Raw genomic sequence first — 19,790 nt, 5'->3', positions numbered from 1 at the left:
TCGCGATGACGGGCTGGAGGCAGAGCTGGGTTGGCTGGCGCAACGGAATCATCTCGAGCCCGGCGTTCCAGTCCTGGGCGTCGCGCTTCGTGCTGACCCGCCCGGTCTCGCGTGTCCGCGCGCGGAGGCTGTTCGATATCATCGCCGGGTTCACCTATTCGCAGACCCTGTTCGCCTGTGTCGAAAGCGGCATTATCGGGCGGCTGGAGCAGGGGGCTGCGCGGTCGGCGGAACTGGGCGCACTGGCCCGGCTCGGCGACGATGCGACGCGCCGGCTGTTGCGCGCCGCCGCAGCTCTGGGGCTGATCGAAAGCGTCGGGGACGATCTGTGGATGCTGGGCGAGCAGGGCGTGGCGTTGGTCGGCAATCCGGGCGCGATCGCGATGATCCGCCATCATCACCTGCTCTATGCCGATCTCGCCGACCCGCTGTCGCTGTTGCGCGGCGAACGCACCGCGCCCGGGGCGCTCGCAGGATACTGGCCTTATGCGCTGGGCGATGGCAGCGAAGGCGAGGATCAGGCGGCGGTGTCGCCCTATTCGCAGCTGATGGCCGCCTCGCAGCCGATGGTCGCCGAACAGGTGGTGCACGCCTGGCGGTTCGATCGGCACAGGCGGATGCTCGATGTCGGCGGCGGCGCGGGCGCATTCATCGCGGCGGTGGCGAAGGTCGCGCCGCAACTGGATTTCGGGCTGTTCGATCTGCCCGCGGTCACCGCCATCGGCGCGCGGCAACTGGGTGAGCAGGGGGTCCGGGTCGCTCCGCATCCCGGCGATTTCCGCAACGATCCGATCCCGCAGGGCTATGACCTGATCACGCTGATTCGCATCCTGCACGATCATGACGACGCGCTGGCGCAGGCGCTGCTGGTCAAGGTCCGCGCCGCGCTCGCACCCGGCGATACGCTGCTGATTGCCGAACCGATGGCTGGAACCAGCGGCGCCGAGGCGATGGCGGATGCCTATTTCGGCTTCTATCTGCTCGCGATGGGCTCGGGCCGCGCGCGCACGCCGCAGGAAATCGGCACAATGCTGACCAAGGCCGGCTTTGCTTCCTGGGCCCGGCGCCCGACCGGGCTGCCGATCGTCACCCAGGTGATCGCTGCCACCGCGTAGGGGCACAGACCAACCTCAACTGATCATCGTTCAGGCCGTATGACTAGCGGTGGACATACCCGCCGCTCTGCGCGAAAAGAGGCCTTGACCGAAGTTCGCCGCAGGAGGGGTTGTGACCGAGTTTGATCGCCGGGTGTTTCTGGCAGGCGCCGGGGCCGCGTTGCTGGGCGCAACCAGCAGGGATACGCCCGGTCAGGTGACCTTGCCGTTCGGCAACGGCACCCGATCGATGGTGCAAATGCCGGGCAAGCGTCCGATGATCCTGCTGACCACGCGCCCGCCCCAGCTTGAAACGCCGTTCGCCGTGTTCGACGAGGGGCTGATCACGCCCAATGACGCGTTCTTCGTGCGCTATCACCTGTCTGGCCTGCCGTCCGAGATCGACCCGCGCACCTTCCGGCTCAGGATCGGCGGGCATGTCAATGCGCCGCTGTCGCTGTCGCTCGACAGCCTGAAACGCGATTTTCCGGTCAGCGAGATCGTCGCGGTCAACCAATGCTCGGGCAACAGCCGGGGCTTTTTCGATCCGCGTGTCGGCGGCGGGCAACTGGGCAACGGCGCGATGGGCAATGCCCGCTGGCGCGGGGTCGCGCTCAAGCATCTGCTCGCCAAGGCGGGCCTGCGCGAAGGTGCGCGGCAGGTGACCTTCAACGGGCTCGACAACCCACCGACCGACGGCATTCCCGATTTCGTCAAGGCGCTCGACGTCGATCACGCCACCGATGGCGAGGTGATGGTCGCCTTCGCGATGAACGGCGAGGACCTGCCGTTTCTCAACGGCTATCCCTTGCGGCTGGTGGTGCCTGGGCATTTCGGCACCTATTGGGTGAAGCATCTCGACGAGATCAATGTCGTCGACGCGGACTTCGACGGTTACTGGATGAAGACCGCCTATCGCATCCCCGACAATGACTGCGCCTGTGTCGAACCGGGCACCAAGCCCGAGAAGACCGTGCCGATCGGTCGCTTCAACGTCCGCTCGTTCGTCACCAGCCACGCCGATGGCGCGCAGGTTCCGGCCGCGCGCACGACCGAACTGCGCGGCATTGCGTTCAGCGGCGGCGATGCGGTGAAGCAGGTCCTGGTGTCCACCGATGACGGCCGCGCCTGGCAGGCGGCACGGCTCGGCGAGGATGCCGGACGCTATTCCTTCCGCGAGTGGCGGTTGGGCGTGACGCTGGCCAGGGGGCGCCATGCGATCAGGGTGCGTGCGACCACAGCAGGCGGCGAGACGCAGCCGCTGGAGGCGGTGTGGCAGCCTGCGGGCTATATGCGCAATGTGGTTGAGACGGTTCGCGTGGAGGCGGTGTGATGGGATCGGGACAGCAGACATTTGTAACCGCGTTCATCGTGGTGTCGGCACTGGCGGTGCTCGCGGTGTTTCCGGGCGTCCATGGCGAGGATCGTGTCGTTCCGCCGTCCTCGCTGGCGCCGGTGTCGTTCGTGATGCCCGAAGAGACGACGCCGCCCGAGCTGGCGGACGAGGGCGCCGAGCTGGTGGTCTCGACCTGCTCGGCCTGTCATTCGCTCGAGTACATCACCACCCAGCCGCGCGGCATGGGCGAGAAATTCTGGCACGATTCGGTCGGCAAGATGGTCAAGGTCTATGGCGCACCGATCGAACCGGCGGATGCCCAGGCGATCAGCGATATCCTCGCCGACCGCTTTGGTTAGGTCCCTTGTCTTGCCGGATTTCCGAGCCGTGAAATGGTTGATCTCACTGGAAACCCCTAGGTAATCAGCATCACCGCGCCGAACGAGGCGATCAGGCTGACGATCGTCGCGATCGCCACCGGGATCGCCGGGCGGATGCCGGTTTCGAGCAACAGGTCGAGCCGGCTGCGCATGGCGGTGGCGATCACAGCGATCAGCAGCAGGCCCTTGGACACGCTCAGCGCGAAGTCGCGCGCGGGCGCCGGGATGTCGACCAGCGAATTCAGCAGCACAACGCAGAAGAAGGCGACGATGAACCACGGCAGCGCCAGCCGTTTCCAGAGCGGACCGCCCTCGGCTTGGTCTGCACCACCGATTAGTAGTCCGACGATGATCACCACCGGTGCCAGCATCGCGACGCGCGACAGCTTGACGATCGCGGCATAACTGCCCGCATCTTCGGAGAACGCATAGCCGCCGCCGATGGCTTGCGCGACATCGTGGATCGACGCGCCGATCAGAAAGCCCGCCTGCTCGTCGGTGAGGTTGAGATAGCCCGCAAGGATCGGGTAGAGCGACATCGCCAGCGCGCTGGCCAGCGAGACGACCACCAGGGTGATCGCGAACTGCGACTGGCTGACCCGTTCACGCCCGATGATGCCATAAAGCGCCATCGCCGCGCTCGCGCCGCAGATCGCGGTCGCGCCGCCGGCCAATATGCCGGTGTACACCGATTGGCCGACCAACCGCGCGCCGAGTATTCCGGCGAGGAAGGTGAGCGTCATGATCCCCGCCAGCGCCGCGAACGGCTCGACGCCCAGCGAGCCGATCTGGCTGAAGGTCACCTGCAGCCCGAGCAGCACCACGCCGAAGCGCAGACAGGTGCGCGAGGCGAAGTCGAGCCCCATATGGCTGCGCGGATCGCGCGCGACAAAGCTCATCGACAGCCCGATCAGCAGGCCCAGCAGGATGATCGGGAACATGTAATGTTCGGACAGCCACGCCGCCGCAGCCGCGGCGATGGCGCAGATCACCAGCCCCTGGAACACCGTATCGCGCGGCTTGGCGGGCTCTGACGGAGTTTCCGTCGCGTTTTTGGGGTTGGCCTCGGCCAGATACATCTCGCCGAAGAGGTCGCCGGCTGCGGGAAGCGAATCCCAGTCAATCTCCTGCCGTTTCACGCGTGGCTCTCCCTGACCTGACCACAAAGTATGTCTCTCGGTGTCATATAACGCTTTTCTTACGCACGCGAGCGGCTATCGTGCAAGCGAGAAGCGCTGCATAAGAGCGCGGAAGCGGGAGGAATGCGCAATGAACGAGGCCCAGAAACAAACCGCGCAACAGGGTGTGGCGCGCGGTGCTGCAGTGGCGCTGGTCGCATTGCTGTTCCTGGGCAACGCGCTCAATTATGTCGATCGGCAGGTGCTGGCGCTGTTGAAACCCACGCTGGAGGCCGAATTCGGCTGGTCGGACGCGGATTATGCGCATCTCGGTTCCTCCTTCCAGATTGCCGCGGCAGGCACCTTGCTCTTCGTCGGCTGGTTCGTCGATCGGCTGGGCGTGCGCGTCGCCTATTCGATCGCGGTCGTCGTGTGGAGCGCCGCCGGAATGGCGCATGCGCTGGCGCAGACGGTCCAGCAGTTCGTCGCCGCGCGGATCGTGCTGGCGGCAGGCGAATCGGTCAGCACGCCGGCGGGTCTCAAGGCCGCGGCGATGTATCTGCCGGTCAAGGAACGCAACTTCGCCATCGGGCTAATCAACACCGCGCCGAACATCGGCGCGATCATCACCCCGCTGCTGATCCCGCCGTTCGCGCTCGCCTTTGGCTGGCAGGCAGCGTTCTGGGTCACGGGAGCCTTGGGCTTCGTCTGGCTTGCCGGCTGGTGGTACGGCACCCGCAACCTGAAACCCCTCGGCGACATCCCCGAGCGCGCGCGCGTGCCGTGGGGAATCCTGCTCTCCGACCGCAGGACCTGGACCGTGATCGGCGCGAAGTTCTGCATCGATGCTGTGTGGTGGTTCGTGCTGTTCTGGATGCCCGATTTCTTCAACCGGCAGTTCGACATGGCGCAGGGCGACTTGGGCTGGCCGATCGCGATCATCTTCACGCTGGCGGCGTTGGGCGCGATCACATCGGGCGGACTCTACCCGATCCTGCTCAGCCGCGGCATGAGCGTCAACGCCGCGCGCAAGACCTCGATGCTGTTCTATGCGGTGGTCGTGCTGGCGATGCCGCTGGCGCTGCTTACCGACAACCCGTGGCTCGCCGCGGTGCTGATCGGCTTCGGGCTGTTCGCGCATCAGGGCTTTTCGACCAACGTCTTCGGTATGACCGCCGACATCATCCCCGCCACTCGCGTCGCCAGCGTCATCGCGCTGGGTGCGGTCGCGGGCAACCTCTCGGGCACCGCGATCATCGAGTTCGCCGGCTACTCGCTGGGCAGCGGCATGGGCTATGTGCCGCTGTTTGCGATCTGCGGCAGCGCGTATCTGGTCGCGCTGGCATTCATCCAGGTGATGATCCCGAAGCTCAAGCTGGCGGCGGAGTGAGGCAGACGCCCTCTCCCCTTCAGGGAAGAGGGAGGAGCCGCCGTCAGGCGGCGGGGGGAGAGGGGAATGCACCGCCGCTCGCCCCTCTCAACCCCGGCTAGGCAGCAAGCTGCCAAGCCTCAAGTATCTCTCCCCTAAAGGGGAGAGAGCAAAGCACGTCATGCTGAACTCGTTTCAGCATCCATCGCGCCGGATGAACCGACTGCGCGAACGGATAAACGGACCCTCAAAAACGTCCTCAGCTTTCAGAAACTCGCTCTACGAGTTTGCCATAATTGTTCAGGATCGCCTGCCACCCATCGCGTTGCATCTCGATCGGGGTGTCAGCATCTGCGTCGAACGTAGTTTCGACGAACGTCCCGTCCGTTGCCTGATGGAAGGTCGTCCGGGAGGTCCGCCCGTCACCCAACAGCAGCGTGAGCGAGCGTGGCGCATCGATTTCAGTATATGTGCCTTCGAAATCGAAGCCAAAACTTCCATCCTTGGCTTCCATGCGGGCCGTATGGGTTCCTCCGACCCGAAGCTCGATGCTGGCCGACGGGCAATGCCATTCATCGTTAGCGAAATTCCAACGGGTAACGGCGTCCGGATCCGTATAGAGCGCCCATGCCCGTTCGGGTGCGACGGGAACTGTTGTTGCGACGGGAACTGTTGTTGCGACGCTAATCTGCTGCGAGGGCATGCGTTTTCCTTCATCGTCCAAGGTTGATCCGCAACGCGACAATAGCTGAGATCTGGCACCGGAGAAACATTTCGAGGTGATGGTGGGTGTGCTCTCAAATCCTCCCCCTTCAGGGGAGGTGGCATGGCGTAGCCATGACGGACGGGCAGCGGGATTGTGCCTTGTGGCCGGGAGGGCGCCCGGACGCTTCCCCTCCACCACCCGCTGCGCGGGCGGTCCCCCTCCCCCAGCAAGCTGGGGGAGGATCAACGAAAAAGGGCCCCGGGCATTGCGCCCGGAGCCCCTTTGTCTGCCCTCTTTGACCCGAAGGGCTTATGCTATCCCTGACCCAATCAGCGCAGGCGTGCCCGCAGGCTCACGCCGAAATAGCGGTCCGCGTCGCGCGGGATCTGCAGGCGCTGGCCGGCGCTCACGTTGAGCAGCGCGTAGGCCTTGTCGGTGATGTTGCGCGCCAGGAAGCTGATGCGATAGTTGTCTTCGGGATCGGAGAAGCCGATCGAGCCGTTCCAGATGCCATAGGCCGCGATCGGGCCGGATTCGCCGAGGTCGGAGAACTGGCGGCTGACATGGCGGAAGTCGGTGTCGAGATAGACCTTCAGCGCGCCCAGATCGCGCTCGTAGCTGGTGCCGATCGTCCAGGTGAACTTCGGCGCCAGCGGCAGCTGGGTGCCGTTGCGGGCATCCGGCGCGTTGGTGGCGGGGTTGGGGTTGAAGCGCTTGACCGTGGCGTCGGCATAGGCGCCGCTCGCGCGCAGCGTCCAGCCATCGACCGGCACCGCAAGCAGATCGATTTCGAAGCCTTCGCTCTTCACCGATCCGGCGTTGGTCAGGTTGGAAACGACCGCGCCGTTCAAGAGCACGAAGTTGTTCGCCTGGAAGCCGTCATAGGTCACGGTGAAGGCCGAGGCGTTGACCTGGATGCGGTTGTCGAGGAACTGCGACTTGATGCCGATTTCGAATGCGTCCGAGGTTTCCTCGTCGATCGGGATCGCGTTGGTCGGCGCGGTGTGGTTGAAGAACACGTTGAACGCAGGGCCCTTATAGCCGCGGGTGTAGCTGCCATAGAGCATCACGTCTTCGGATGGCTTGAACTGCAGCGCGGCGCGGCCCGAAAGGTTGCCGTTGCTGCTCGAGCCTGCCGAGGTGTTGGTGCCGTTGCCGCCCGAAGCGATCGTGCCGCCAGCCGGTGCGCCCGAAACGCCGGGGCCGGTTGCGGGGAGGCCGGTGGTCGCATTGACGCCGGGTGCGCGGGTGTGGACGAAGTCGAGCTCGTCCCAGGTGTAGCGCAGGCCGCCGATGAGCGCGAGCTGCTCGGTCAGGCGATAGGTCGCCTGGCCGAAGATCGCGTAGTTGCGCGACTTGACGTCGCTGAACGAGGTTGCGGTCGGGAACAGCGTGTTGACGGTGTCGTTGACGTTGCACGGACGGCCACCGGTGATCGGATCGACCGGCAGGGTCGAGGTGGCGCAGGTGATGTTGCGACGGGTGAAGTCCTGCTCGTTGTCCGAACCCCACAGGAAGCCGCCGACCTGATAGAAGAACGGCTTGGACTGGTCGGACGCGAGACGCACCTCGAGCGAGAGCTGCTCGGTGCGGACCGCGCCATTGTCGTGCAGTTCGCCGGTGCCGACGATTGCGCGGGGCAGGAAGTCACCCTCGCGGATCTCGATGTTTTCCCAGTTGCGATAGCCCGCGACGACACTCAGCACATGCGCGCTGAACACGTCGAAATCGCCCGAAGCGGTCAGGCTCCACTGCTTGTCGCGCGTCTGTGTGACGAGGTTATGGTTGACGAAGCGTTGGTTGACGCCGCGCGCCACGCCGCCGGGCAGGCCAAGCTCGCGGTCGAGCACCGCGCCGCGGCTGACGCCGGTGACATCGGCGCAGCAGTCATCATCGGCTTCGAAATAATCGGCGATGAAGCGGAAGCGCGAACCGCCGGTGTCATAATCGAGGATACCGCGCGCACCGTAATGCTCGTAACCGTTGATCTGGTTGCGGCGGCCGCCGTTGACGTTGGTGATGTTGCCATCGAAGCTGCCGTAGAAGCCGGTGATGCGACCGGTCAGGCCTTCGGCGAGCGGGCCGGAAATCGCGGCGCGCAGGCGGTATTCGTCGCCTTCGAAGATGTCGGCGCGAGCTTCGGCTTCGAAGCTGTCGGTGCCGCCCTTGGAGATGATGTTGACGAGGCCCGCCGACGCGTTCTTGCCGAACAGCGTGCCCTGGGGGCCACGCAGAACTTCAAGCCGCTCGGCATCGACCAGATCCATGAACGCCTGGCCCGAACGGCTGAGCACCACGCCGTCGACCACGGTCGAGACGCTGGGCTCGGCAGCGACCGAGAAGGTGATGGTGCCGACGCCGCGCATCACGATGGCGCTGTTGGCGCTGGTGGTGCCCTTGCGGAAGGTGACCGACGGGACGAGCTGGGTCAGGCCTTCAAGGCTGGTGACACCCGAGGCTTCGAGCCGGTCGGCGGTGATTGCGGTGATCGAGATCGGAACGTCCTGGACATTCTCGGCGACCTTCTGCGCGGTGACGACGATTTCGGCGATGCCTCCCGTGCTATCGTCGGTGGTATCCTGCGCATAGGCAGGCGCGGCAAAACCCAGCGAAAGCGCGGTAGCGGACAGCGCGAGGGCGCGTGCGGACGGGTAGTTGGTGAGCTTCATGGTAACCTCTCCCTGCGAGAATTTTGGTCGTAGCGGGGGCTTGTTGCCCCTTGGTATGGTCGCCGCGATTGGCGCTTGATCTGCTATGGCTGTCTCGATATGTCAAGCGGTGTCAGAAAAACGCACAGCGGTAGCGGCCATTTCGCCACAGTCCCGGATGTGCAGGTGAGGATAATAGCTTGAAACTGCGGCTGGAAGCCGGAAATGATGGGTTTGATCTCCGCTTCGGGGATCGACTGGTGTTGCGTCACCGCCATTCCTGTCCTGCGGTAGTCATGTCGCGCGGCGATCCCGATATCCTGATGATTCGCGGCAACTTCCGCATCTCCGATACCCCTTCAGAGCCGATTGCGCCGGCCGGATGGCGCACCTGCTATGGCGGCGTCGAGCTGCTGGATGGCGATGTGCCGGTGGTGCGGATCGAACTGGCCGCCAACGTCTTGAAGCTGCGTGCGCTGGTCGAAGGCTATGACCGGCTGCGGGTCCATTTCCATGCCGAGCCGGGGGAAACCGTGTGGGGCGGCGGCGAGCAGATGAGCTATCTGGCGCTCAACGGCCGCGCCTTCCCGATCTGGACCAGCGAGCCCGGCGTCGGCCGCGACAAGTCGACCGAGCTCACGCAGATCATGGATGCCGACGGCATGGCGGGCGGTGATTACTGGAACACCAATTATCCGCAGCCGACCTTCCTCACCTCGTGCTGGCTGGCGGTGCATCTCGATGCCAGCTGCTACAGCGTGCTCGACTTCACTGACCCTGCCTTTCATGCCGTCGATGTGTGGAGAAGCGCTGCGGCATTCGAGATTTTCGCCGACGAAGGGCCCATGGGGCTGGTGTCGCAGCTTTCGGCCCGGTTCGGGCGGCAGCCGCAATTGCCCGACTGGGCGATCGGCGGCGCGATCGTCGGGCTCAAGTCGGGCGCGTCGAGCTTCGACCGGATGGAGCGGTTCATTGACGCAGGCGCTGCGGTTTCGGCCGTGTGGTGCGAGGATTGGGCGGGCGTGCGCGAGACGACGTTCGGCCGCCGGCTGTTCTGGGACTGGCACAACGGCGCGCGCAGCGCCGAGCGCTACCCTGATCTGAAGGCGCGCATCGCCGGGCTGCACGCTCGCGGCATCCGCTTCATGGCCTATGCCAACCCATATATCGCGGTCGACGGCGAGCTATACGAAGAGGGACGCGCGGGCGGTCATTTCTGCCTGCAGCGGAACAGCGACGACGTCTACCTCGTCGATTTCGGCGAGTTCGATTGCGGCGTGGTCGATTTTACCCGCGAGGCGACGCGCGCCTGGTTCGCCGATCGCGTGCTGGGCCGCGAGATGCTCGATATCGGCATCGCTGGCTGGATGGCCGATTTCGGCGAGTATCTGCCCACCGACCTGCGCCTCGCCGACGGTTCCGATCCGATGGAGGCGCACAATCTGTGGCCGGTGCTGTGGGCCGAGGTCAACGCGCGCGCGGTCGAAAGCCGCGGGCGGACTGGCGATGCGGTGTTCTTCATGCGCGCAGGGTTCTCGGGCGTGCAGGAGCACTGTGCGCTGCTGTGGGCGGGCGACCAGTCGGTGGACTTTACCCGGCACGACGGCATCGGCACGGTGATCACCGGGGCGCTGTCGGCGGGCCTTGTCGGCAACGCCTACAGCCATTCGGATTGCGGCGGCTACACCTCGCTGCACGGCAATGTCCGCACCGAGGAACTCATGCAGCGCTGGTGCGAGCTCGCCGCGTTCGCGCCGGTGATGCGTAGCCACGAAGGCAACCGGCCCGACGACAATCTGCAGTACGACAGCAACGCCGAACTGCTCGCCTGCTTCGCGCGCTGGAGCCGGGTGCATGCGCACCTTTCGCCCTATGTCCGCCAGCTGTGCATCGAGGCGAGCGAGGCCGGGCTGCCCGCGCAGCGGCCCTTGTTCCTGCATTATCCGCATGAGCCTGCGCTCTTTACGCTGCAGGACCAGTTTCTCTACGGTGCCGATCTGCTGGTGGCACCGGTCATCGCGCAGGGGGCGAGTGCACGCGAGGTGATCCTTCCAGGCGAGGGGCACTGGCGGCATGTCTGGACGGGGGACGATTACGCTCCCGGCACGCACACGGTCCCCGCGCCGATCGGTCAGCCACCTGTGTTCTATCGCCCGGACAGCGCCTTTGCCGCGCTGTTCGCGGGGCTGAAAGAGGTGCTTTGATCGATGAGTGAGCGGGCCAATATCAAGGATGTCGCGGCGAAGGCGGGCGTGGCGGTCAAGACCGTCAGCCGGGTGCTCAACGGCCACCCCTATGTCAGCACCGAGACCCGCACCCGCGTGGAAGAGGCGATGCGCAGCCTCGATTTCCGCCCCAGCGTCGCCGCGCGGATCTTGTCGGGCGGAAAGTCGAACCAGATCGCGCTCATCTACGACAATCACAGCCCTTATTACATGTTCCAGATTCAGACCGGCTGCTGGGATTTCTGCCGCGCCAACCATATCCGGCTGCTCGCCCAGCCGGTTGATGTCGCCGATCCCGATGTCGGCGAACAGGTGCGCGGGCTGGTCACCGAAACCCATGTCGACGGCATCATCCTGTCGTCGCCGGTGACCGATTGCGATCCGGTGCTGCGCGCGCTCGAGGCGCTGGACGTGCCCTTCGTGCGGATATCGCCGGGCACCAATCACGCGCTGACGAGTTCGGTGTTCATGGACGATGCCCAGGCCGCCGACGACATGACCACCCATTTGATCAACGCCGGGCATCGCCGCATCGGCTTCATCAAGGGCCACCCCAACCATATGGCGTCGGACGACCGGTTGTTCGGCTATCGCCGCGCGCTCGACCGCGCAGGGCTGCCTTATGATCCGGTGCTGGTCTGCGATGGCGCGTTCGATTTCGATTCCGGCGTGCGCGGCGGCGGCGCGCTGCTCGACCTGCCCAACCGCCCGACCGCAATCTTCGCCTCGAACGACGACATGGCCGCAGGCGTGCTCGCGGTCGCGCACGATCGGGGCATGGCGGTGCCCGCACAGCTTTCGGTGGCGGGGTTCGACGACACCACGCTGGCGCGCACCGTCTGGCCGCCGCTCACCACCATCCATCAGCCGATGATCGAGCTGGCGCGCACTGCCACCGAGATCCTGATTGCCGGCGGCGATATCTCGCATCGCCGCCTTCCCCATACCCTTATCGAACGCGCCTCGGTTGCGCCCCCTGACAGGACTGTTTCATGAGTGAATTGCCAATGCCCCCTGCCTTCCGTCCCCTCGGGCGCAGCGATATCGCCGTGTCCCCGATCGCCTGGGGCATGTGGCGCTTTGCCGAGAATGGCCGCCGCGTCGCCGAGGCAACGACGCTGGTGCATGCCGCGCTGGATGCCGGGATCAACTTCCTCGACACCGCCGACATTTATGGCTTCGACGGCTCGGGCGGCTTCGGCGATGCCGAGGCTTTGCTGGGCGAGGTGCTCGCGGCGGACACGTCCTTGCGCGACCGGATGGTCCTGGCGACCAAGGGCGGCATCCTGCCTCCGCTGCCCTATGACCAGAGCGCCGACTATCTGCGCAAGGCGATCGATGATTCGCTCGCCCGGCTCAAGGTGGACATGGTCGACTTGTGGCAGATCCACCGTCCCGATATCCTCGCCCATCCGCAGGAAACCGCGCGTGTGCTCGACGATGCGGTGACATCGGGCAAGATCCGCACCATCGGCGTGTCGAACTTCACCACCGCGCAGATCGCGGCGCTTGACCATTTCCTCGCCGAAAAGCTGGTCACCACCCAGCCCGAGATCAGTCCGTTGCGGATCGACTGCTTCGAAAATGGCGAGCTCGATCAGGCGATGATGCTGGGGCTGACCCCGATGGCATGGTCGCCGCTCGGCGGTGGCCGTCTCGCTGCGCCGGAGAGCGAGAGCGACAAGGCGGTGGCCGCCGCGCTCGATACGGTCGCCGAGGCGCACGGCGTGTCGCGCACGGTCGCAGCCTATTCCTGGCTGATGGCGCATCCGGCAGGCATCGTGCCGATCATCGGATCGCAGCAGCCAGGCCGCATCGCCGAAGGCGCACAGGCGCTCAAGGTGCGCTGGACCCGGCAGGATTGGTATGCGGTGCTGATCGCGGCGCGCGGCGTTCCGCTGCCCTGATGATCCCTCGGAGGCTTCGACCGGCTCGGCACTAGCGGGGTCGAGGCCGCTAATAGATTATGTTCGCAGAGCCTCACCCAGGCCCTGCACAAGCCCAGTTCAAAGGAATCGATCCATGACCCAACCCACTGGCCAACAATGCGAAATCTCCTGGTTCTCGGCGCTGTGCGACGATGACTACGAGTTTCTCGGCGTGCCCGACCCCTATCTGCAGTCGAGCTGGGAGCATTGCCGCAACATCGTGCTGCGCGCCGAAGAAGGCGGGTTCGACAACATCCTGCTGCCGTCGGGCTATGCGCTGGGGCTGGACACCACCGCGTTTGCCGCGGCCGTCGCCACGCAGGTCCGCCGGATCAAATTGCTCTGGGCGACGCGGATGGGTGAAGACTGGCCGCCGCAGCTCGCGCGCCGTATCGCCACGCTCGATCGCATCCTCGGCCCCAACGCCGACGGCACCGGAGGCCGGCTCAACGTCAACATCATCTCGTCGGACATGCCCGGCGAGAAGATCGAGTCCGGCCCGCGTTATGCCCGCGCCACCGAGATCATGAAGATCGTCAAGACGCTGCTCAACGGCGAGCATCTCGATTTCCAGGGTGAGTTCTACCAGCTCAAGCTCGATCCGCCGCGCGTCGGCACGCTCTCCGGCAAGTGCCCCGCGTTCTACTTCGGCGGGCTCAGCCACGATGCGCGCGAATGCGCGGCGGAATCGAGCGACGTCTACCTGATGTGGCCCGACACGATGGACAAGGTCCGCGAGAACATCGCCGACCTGACCGCCCGCGCCGCGCGCTACGGCCGCACGCTCAAGTTCGGTTACCGCGCGCATGTCATCGTCCGCGAGACCGAGGACGAAGCGCGCGCTTATGCCGATCGGCTGCTGTCGAAGCTCGACGACGAAGCAGGCCGGGCGATCCGCGAGCAGTCGCTCGATGCAAAAAATTATGGCGTCCAGCGTCAGCAGGAATTGCGCGGCGCGGCCGATGGTGACGGCTTTGTCGAAGAGAACCTGTGGACCGGCATCGGCCGCGCGCGCTCGGGCTGCGGCGCGGCGATCGTCGGAACCCCCGATCAGGTGCTCGCCAAGCTGCGCGCCTATCAGGCCGAGGGCATCGAGGCGTTCATCCTGTCGGGCTATCCGCATGTGCAGGAAGCCGATATGTTCGCACGCTACGTGCTGCCGCATATCCAGCACGGACCGCTGAACATCTGATGGAGCAAGGCGTGCCCGGCACTGATCCGATCTTCGACGTCGCCGTCATCGGCGGCGGCGTCAATGGCACCGGCATCGCGCGCGATGCCGCCGGGCGCGGCGCGAAAGTGCTGCTGCTCGAGGCGGACGATCTTGCCAGCGGCACCTCTTCCAACTCGAGCAAGCTGATCCATGGCGGCCTGCGCTATCTCGAGCATTACGAGTTCGGCCTGGTGCGCGAGGCCTTGGGCGAGCGCGAGAAGCTTTGGGCCATCGCGCCGCACATCATCTGGCCGATGCGCTTCGTATTGCCCTGGGTGCAGGGGCTTCGTCCGCGCTGGCTGCTGCGGATCGGGTTGTTTCTCTACGATCATCTCGGCAAGCGCAAGTTGCTGCCCGCGACGCAGACCATCCGGCTCGACCGGCACCCGGCGGGTGCGCCGCTCAAACCCGAGTTCAAGCACGGCTTCGTCTATTCGGACGGCTGGGTCGATGACTCGCGGCTGGTGGTGCTCAACGCGCGCGATGCGGCAGACCACGGCGCTGCGGTGCACACCCGCTGTCCGGTGACCAAGCTGGAGCGGGCAGGGGACCTGTGGCACATCGAGACCGCGCAAGGCAGCTTCACCGCCCGCTCGGTGATCAACGCCGCCGGGCCCTCAGTGCTCGGCATTCTGGGGCGCAGCGGCGAGACGCCCAAACAGGCGATCCGGCTGGTGCGCGGTTCGCACATCGTGGTGCGCAAGCTGTTCGATCACCCGCACCCCTATTTCTTCCAGCTGCCCGATGGCCGCATCTTCTTTGCGATCCCCTATGAGCAGGATTTCACGCTGATCGGCACCACCGATCGCGACCACACGCCCGGCGAACCGATCGTCGCGAGCGACGAGGAAATCGCCTATCTGTGCGAGGGCGCGAGCCGCTTTTTCGCAAAGCCTGTCACGCCGTCCGAAGTGGTGTGGAGCTATTCGGGGGTGCGGCCCCTGGTCGATGACGGATCGGGCAAGCCCGAGGCGGCGACGCGCGGCTATCGCTTCGATCTGACCGACGCCCATGAAGGCGCGCCGATCCTGTCGGTGTTTGGCGGCAAGATCACCACCTTCCGCACGCTGGCGCAGGAGGCAGTGGATCGCATGGCCGAACGCATCCCCGCGCTGGCGGGCGACCACTGGACCGACACCAGGCCGCTGCCCGGCGGCGATTTCGGCGTGGACGAGGTCGAGCAGCGCATCGCCGATCTGCGTGCCCGCTATCCGTTCCTGGAAGCCAAATGGGCCGAGCGGCTGATCCGCTCGTATGGCACGCGCGCGACCGACATGCTGGGCGATGCCGCGAGCCTTGCCGATTGCGGCGAGCATTTCGGCCACGGCCTCACGGCCCGCGAAGTGCGTTATCTGATCGCGCACGAATGGGCGCGCGAGGCCGATGACGTGCTGTGGCGGCGTTCCAAATTGGGTCTTCGTCTTTCGTCCTCCGAGCAGGACAGCCTGCACCGCTTTTTCACCAAGGAACCCGTTTCATGACACCCCGTATCGTCGCCATCGGCGGCACCGTCTCCACCGGCAGCACCACCGAGCTTGCGCTGCGCACCGCCATGGCGAGCGCGGTGGCGCAGGGCGCCGAGGTGCAGCTGTTCGGCGGGGATTATCTCGCAGCGCTGCCGCATTATCGCAGCACCGCGCATGCGGGCGCCGAGGGCGGTGAACTGGTGGAGGCTGTCCGTCAGGCCGATGGTCTGCTGCTCGCGGCGCCGGGCTATCACGGCACCATTTCGGGGCTGGTCAAGAACGCGCTCGATTATCTCGAGGACCTGTCGAAGGACACGCGGCCCTATCTCGATGGCCGCGCGGTCGGGCTGATCGCAACCGCTTATGGCGATCAGGCGACGATGAGCACGATGCAGACCTTGCGCAGCATCGTCCATGCTCTGCGCGGCTGGCCGACGCCGATGGGGGCGACGATCCGCACCTTTCCCGGGCTGTATTCGGTCGATGGCGAATGCCTGGATGACCGCGCCCGGCTGCAGCTCGAGCTCGTCGGCCAGCAGGTCGTGCAGGGCGCGACCAGCCTGGCGACGACGGCGCGGGCCGGCGCATGAGCGGGCTTGGCGAAGCGATCGAGGCGCTGGCCAAAGGCCGGATCATCATCATCACCGGCGACCGCTTTCGCCGGGGCGACATGGATTTTGCCGTGTCCGCGCAGCACGCCGATGCCGATGCGATCAATTTCCTCGCCACGCATGGCCGCGGGCTGGTCTGTCTGGCGATGCAGCAGGACCGCGCGCAGCGGCTGGGGATCACGCTGATGAACCCTGGCACTGATCGCCAGTCGGGCAGGCCGCTCGGGCGGTCGATCGAAGCGGCAGAGGGCGTCACCACCGGGATATCCGCCGCCGACCGCGCGCAGACCGTCAAGGTCGCGGTCGCGCCCGATGCGACGGATGCGCATATCGTCTCGCCCGGCCATGTCTTCCCGCTGATCACCGCGCCCGGCGGCGTGGCCGAACGCCCCGCTGCCGCCGAAGCCGCGGTCGAACTGTGCCAGCGCGCCGGCGCAGGCGATGCGGCGGTAATCTGCGCGATCATGCGCGACGATGGCGAGATGGCGCGGCCCGCCGACATCGCCGATCTGGTTGCAAAGTTCGATCTGGCGGTGGCCAATATCGATGATCTGCTGAACGCTCAGGCCCCGGGGTCTGACCGATAACCGCGATGGGCTTATCCGCATGACCGATAACCGCTTCCTGCTGGTCCTCGATGAAGGCACCACCTCGACCCGCGCGATCCTTTATTCGCTGACCGGCGATGTCATCGCCGCGTCGCAGGAGGACATCACCCAGCATTATCCCGCGCCGGGGCTGGTCGAACACGATGCGAGCGAGATCTGGGACAAGACGCTGCGCTGCGCGCGCGCGATGGTCGAGCGCGCTGGCGGTGCCGACCGGATCGAGGCGATCGGCGTCACCAATCAGCGTGAGACCGTGGTGGCATGGGACCGGTCGACCGGAAAGCCGTTGTGCCGCGCGATCGTGTGGCAGGACCGGCGCACCGAGGCGCAATGCCGCGCCTTGCGCGATGCGGGGCACGAGCCCGCGATCCAGTCCGCCACCGGGCTGCTGCTCGACCCGTATTTTTCCGCCACCAAGATGGCGTGGATCCTCAACAACGTCGGAGGCGCGTCCGCTTTGGGCAACCGGTTGGCATTCGGCACGGTCGAAAGCTGGCTGGTTTGGAACCTCACCGGAGGCGCGCACATCACCGATGTTTCCAACGCCAGCCGGACCTCGCTGTTCCCGCTGACCGCGCAGACCTGGGACGAGGGGCTGTGTGACCTGTTCGGCGTGCCGTGCGCGGCGCTGCCCGAGATCGTTGCGAGCGCCGGGGCGTTCGGGACGACGAAGCCCGAGCTTTTCGGAGCGGCGATCCCCATCACGGGCCTGGCCGGCGACCAGCAGGCCGCGACCATCGGCCAGGGCTGTTTTGCGCACGGCCAGACCAAGGCGACGCTCGGGACCGGCGCGTTCGTGCTCGCCAATATGGGGCAGACCCCGCCAAAGTCCGAACACCGGCTGCTGGGCACCGTGCTGTGCGAGGTCGGCGGCACGCGGACCTTTGCGCTCGAAGGATCGGTGTTCGTCGCGGGCAGCCTGGTCAAGTGGCTGCGCGACAGCATCGGCATGCTGGGCAATGCCGCCGAAAGCGAGGCGCTGGCGCGGTCGGTGCCCGACAGCGGCGGCGTGGTCGTGGTGCCCGCGCTTTCCGGGCTGGGCGCGCCCTATTGGCTGCCCGATGCCCGCGGCAGCATCACCGGGCTGTCGTTTGCGACCACCCGCGCGCACATCATCCGCGCGTCGCTGGAATCGGTCGCCAACGTCTTCCACGATCTGGCGCGGGCCTTTGCCGCCGATGGCGCGGGCTGGTCGGTGCTGCGGCTCGACGGCGGGATGAGCGCCAACGACTGGCTGGCGCAGGATATCGCCGATGTGCTGGGCATCCCGTGCGAACGCCCGGCCGATGTCGAGACGACCGCGCGCGGCGCGGCGGTCCTCGCGGCGATCGGCGCGGGGCTGTATCCCTCGCTGGAAGGCGCAGAAGCGATGGTGTCGAGCACGCAGGTGTTTTCGCCGCAGATGGCCGCCGACGCGCGTGCCACCCGGCTGGCGCAATGGAAAGCAGCGCTGGGCCTTTAGCTACACGCCGGGCATCCCGATCTCGGCCAGCAATTTCGGCATCTGCTGCTTGAACGGGAAGAAGCCTTTCTTCGCGTGCGGCCAGAAGATATCGTCCCATTCGCGGCGAACCTGCACCAGCGGGACACCCTCTGCCGCCAGTATCGGCGCAAGCCGCGCCAACGCGTCCGCCACCGGTCCGACCGGCGCATAGGCCGTGACGATCTGGCGCGCGCTGGATTGCTGCGCCACCTCGATCAGCGTGGGAGCGTCGAGGCTGGTGGCAAGGTTGGCCCCGCACCCGAAATGCTCCGACACCCGGGTTGCGGCATCGGCGGACGCAGCGCGCACAAATCCGCGCGCCGCATCGCCCCACAGCAGATTGTCATCGGTCACGACCAGCGCCGCGCGCCAGTCGGCATCGCGCGGCAACGCCGATTCGGCATGCAGATCGTCGGGGGTGACCAGCAGCAGCGCAGGCGTGCGCGGATCGAACGGAGCGAGCGCCGCCACCGGTCGCGCAGCCTCCAGCAGCTCCTCGGTCAGCGGCTCGGCCTGCTCCGCCAATCCTTTGGGAGCAAAGCGCCCGTCGGTGTAGCGCGCGATGTTGTCGGCGGTGGCAAGATAGGTCTTGCCCGCGGTCTGCAGCCCTGCGACCCAGCGCCACGACAAAGTGTTGGATGCGGCATCGGCATCGACCAGATGGCGCAGGAAGAAATCCGCGCCGAGCGTCCAAGGCAGTTTGAGCGTGAAAATCCAGATCGAGGCGAACCACATCCGCGCGTGGTTGTGCAGATAGCCGGTCGCGACCAGCTCGCGCGCCCAGTCGTCGAAGCCTTCGATCCCGGTGCGGCCCGCCTCGGCATCCGCGATGGTCCTGGCATCGCCGAACGCGGCACGCTGGCGGTCGCGGTCGGCGAGAAACCGCGCCCAGACCTGCGGGCGCATCTCCAGCCAGCCCTTCCAATAGGTGCGCCACAGCACCTCCTGCACATATTTCTCGGACGATCGCAGTGCATGCTCTGCCAGCACTGCATGCACCACCTCTTGCTCGGCGAGAATCCGGTAGCGCAGATAGGGCGACAGGCGCGACACAGCTGTTGGCGCGCCGGGGCCGGGATCGGTGTTGCGTCCGATCGCGTAGTCGGCAGCGGCATGCGGGACGAAAGCGGCCAGCCGCTCTACCGCAGCGGCTCGGGTCGGCGGAAACATCGTGCTGCCGGAGGTCATCGGGCGAGCATCTTCTGCAGCCGCGGCCGCAGCACCAGAAAGCGCAGATACAGCCATTCGAGCCCGTTCAGCACGGTGCGGTTGCGCGCCGCCCAGCCCAGCGGCTTGAGCAGCGGAATCGCCCGCCACATCGCCGCGAATGCCGCCGCGCCCGACAGCATCACGCCGTTCTCGCGTGCATGGAACCGGGCGAGCAATTCGCGCCGGTCGATCGGGCAGGCAGTGTCGGGCGAAGCCACATCGACAAACGCAATTGCCTCGCGCCGGTCGAGCCTTCGCATCAGCGCGATCTCGCGCAGGCACAGGGGACAGGCGCCGTCGAACCACACCGTCACCTCGGCGGCTTCAGCATCGGTCGGGACGGTCGGGGCAGGGGGCGCTGTCATCCCCAGCATATAGGGCGGGGCGCCCGACATG

17 protein-coding genes are annotated in these 19,790 nt (G+C 66.2%); 12 read left to right on the top strand and 5 right to left on the bottom strand.

Features of this window, described 5'->3' with window-relative positions:
• Positions 1–5 precede the first annotated feature (5 nt).
• From QUV11_RS02475 to QUV11_RS02465, 3 genes are all read left to right on the top strand, one after another.
• A complete protein-coding gene (locus QUV11_RS02475; RefSeq protein ID WP_300880379.1) occupies positions 6–1,115 on the top strand; it encodes a methyltransferase in 1,110 nt (369 codons plus the stop codon).
• Positions 1,116–1,227: 112 nt separating this feature from the next.
• On the top strand, positions 1,228–2,427 hold the full coding sequence (locus QUV11_RS02470; RefSeq protein WP_367279834.1) for a molybdopterin-dependent oxidoreductase: 1,200 nt from the start codon (positions 1,228–1,230) through the stop codon (positions 2,425–2,427).
• On the top strand, positions 2,427–2,789 hold the full coding sequence (locus QUV11_RS02465) for a cytochrome C (protein WP_300880378.1): 363 nt from the start codon (positions 2,427–2,429) through the stop codon (positions 2,787–2,789). The genes QUV11_RS02470 and QUV11_RS02465 overlap by 1 nt, the downstream gene beginning before the upstream one ends.
• A gap of 56 nt (positions 2,790–2,845) precedes the next feature.
• On the opposite strand, the gene QUV11_RS02460 is transcribed toward QUV11_RS02465, so the two are convergent.
• Positions 2,846–3,949: a putative sulfate exporter family transporter gene (locus tag QUV11_RS02460; protein WP_300880377.1), complete on the bottom strand. Its 1,104-nt coding sequence runs from the start codon at positions 3,947–3,949 to the stop codon at positions 2,846–2,848.
• Positions 3,950–4,079: 130 nt separating this feature from the next.
• Here QUV11_RS02460 and QUV11_RS02455 point away from each other — a divergent pair, with 130 nt between their 5' ends.
• Positions 4,080–5,318: an MFS transporter gene (locus QUV11_RS02455; RefSeq protein ID WP_300880376.1), complete on the top strand. Its 1,239-nt coding sequence runs from the start codon at positions 4,080–4,082 to the stop codon at positions 5,316–5,318.
• A 238-nt stretch (positions 5,319–5,556) separates the two neighbouring features.
• On the opposite strand, the gene QUV11_RS02450 is transcribed toward QUV11_RS02455, so the two are convergent.
• Together QUV11_RS02450 and QUV11_RS02445 are read right to left on the bottom strand one after the other, a co-directional pair.
• Entirely contained in the window at positions 5,557–6,000 is a 444-nt protein-coding gene (locus QUV11_RS02450; RefSeq protein WP_300880375.1) for an SRPBCC domain-containing protein, read from the bottom strand.
• Positions 6,001–6,332: 332 nt separating this feature from the next.
• Positions 6,333–8,672 (bottom strand): TonB-dependent receptor, encoded by a 2,340-nt coding sequence (locus QUV11_RS02445; RefSeq protein ID WP_300880374.1) that lies wholly within the window; start codon positions 8,670–8,672, stop codon positions 6,333–6,335.
• Between the two features lie 179 nt (positions 8,673–8,851).
• Between QUV11_RS02445 and QUV11_RS02440 the strand changes: the two genes are divergently transcribed.
• From QUV11_RS02440 to QUV11_RS02405, 8 genes are all read left to right on the top strand, one after another.
• On the top strand, positions 8,852–10,855 hold the full coding sequence (locus tag QUV11_RS02440) for an alpha-glucosidase (protein ID WP_300880373.1): 2,004 nt from the start codon (positions 8,852–8,854) through the stop codon (positions 10,853–10,855).
• A 3-nt stretch (positions 10,856–10,858) separates the two neighbouring features.
• A complete protein-coding gene (locus tag QUV11_RS02435) occupies positions 10,859–11,872 on the top strand; it encodes a LacI family DNA-binding transcriptional regulator (protein WP_300880372.1) in 1,014 nt (337 codons plus the stop codon).
• Entirely contained in the window at positions 11,869–12,783 is a 915-nt protein-coding gene (locus QUV11_RS02430) for an aldo/keto reductase (RefSeq protein WP_300880371.1), read from the top strand. The genes QUV11_RS02435 and QUV11_RS02430 overlap by 4 nt, the downstream gene beginning before the upstream one ends.
• Before the next feature lie 115 nt (positions 12,784–12,898).
• Positions 12,899–13,996: an LLM class flavin-dependent oxidoreductase gene (locus QUV11_RS02425; protein WP_300880370.1), complete on the top strand. Its 1,098-nt coding sequence runs from the start codon at positions 12,899–12,901 to the stop codon at positions 13,994–13,996.
• Positions 13,996–15,498 carry a glycerol-3-phosphate dehydrogenase gene (gene glpD, locus QUV11_RS02420; RefSeq protein ID WP_300880369.1) on the top strand — a complete coding sequence of 501 codons (1,503 nt, stop codon included), beginning with the start codon at positions 13,996–13,998 and terminating at the stop codon, positions 15,496–15,498. Before QUV11_RS02425 ends, glpD begins: the two co-directional genes overlap by 1 nt.
• Positions 15,495–16,073: an NADPH-dependent FMN reductase gene (locus QUV11_RS02415; protein ID WP_300880368.1), complete on the top strand. Its 579-nt coding sequence runs from the start codon at positions 15,495–15,497 to the stop codon at positions 16,071–16,073. Before glpD ends, QUV11_RS02415 begins: the two co-directional genes overlap by 4 nt.
• A complete protein-coding gene (locus QUV11_RS02410; protein ID WP_300880367.1) occupies positions 16,070–16,681 on the top strand; it encodes a 3,4-dihydroxy-2-butanone-4-phosphate synthase in 612 nt (203 codons plus the stop codon). Before QUV11_RS02415 ends, QUV11_RS02410 begins: the two co-directional genes overlap by 4 nt.
• A 19-nt stretch (positions 16,682–16,700) precedes the next feature.
• Positions 16,701–18,164 carry a glycerol kinase gene (locus tag QUV11_RS02405; protein ID WP_300880366.1) on the top strand — a complete coding sequence of 488 codons (1,464 nt, stop codon included), beginning with the start codon at positions 16,701–16,703 and terminating at the stop codon, positions 18,162–18,164.
• Here QUV11_RS02405 and QUV11_RS02400 read toward each other — a convergent pair whose 3' ends face one another.
• Both QUV11_RS02400 and QUV11_RS02395 read right to left on the bottom strand, forming a co-directional pair.
• A complete protein-coding gene (locus QUV11_RS02400) occupies positions 18,165–19,373 on the bottom strand; it encodes an FAD-binding domain-containing protein (RefSeq protein WP_300880365.1) in 1,209 nt (402 codons plus the stop codon).
• Positions 19,370–19,759, bottom strand: a complete 390-nt coding sequence (locus QUV11_RS02395; RefSeq protein ID WP_300880501.1) for a DUF393 domain-containing protein — start codon at positions 19,757–19,759, stop codon at positions 19,370–19,372. Before QUV11_RS02395 ends, QUV11_RS02400 begins: the two co-directional genes overlap by 4 nt.
• Positions 19,760–19,790: the final 31 nt, after the last annotated feature.

This window comes from Blastomonas sp. (genome assembly GCF_030373265.1).
Classification (GTDB): Bacteria; Pseudomonadota; Alphaproteobacteria; order Sphingomonadales; family Sphingomonadaceae; genus Blastomonas.
This window is presented reverse-complemented; position numbering and strand designations above follow the sequence as displayed.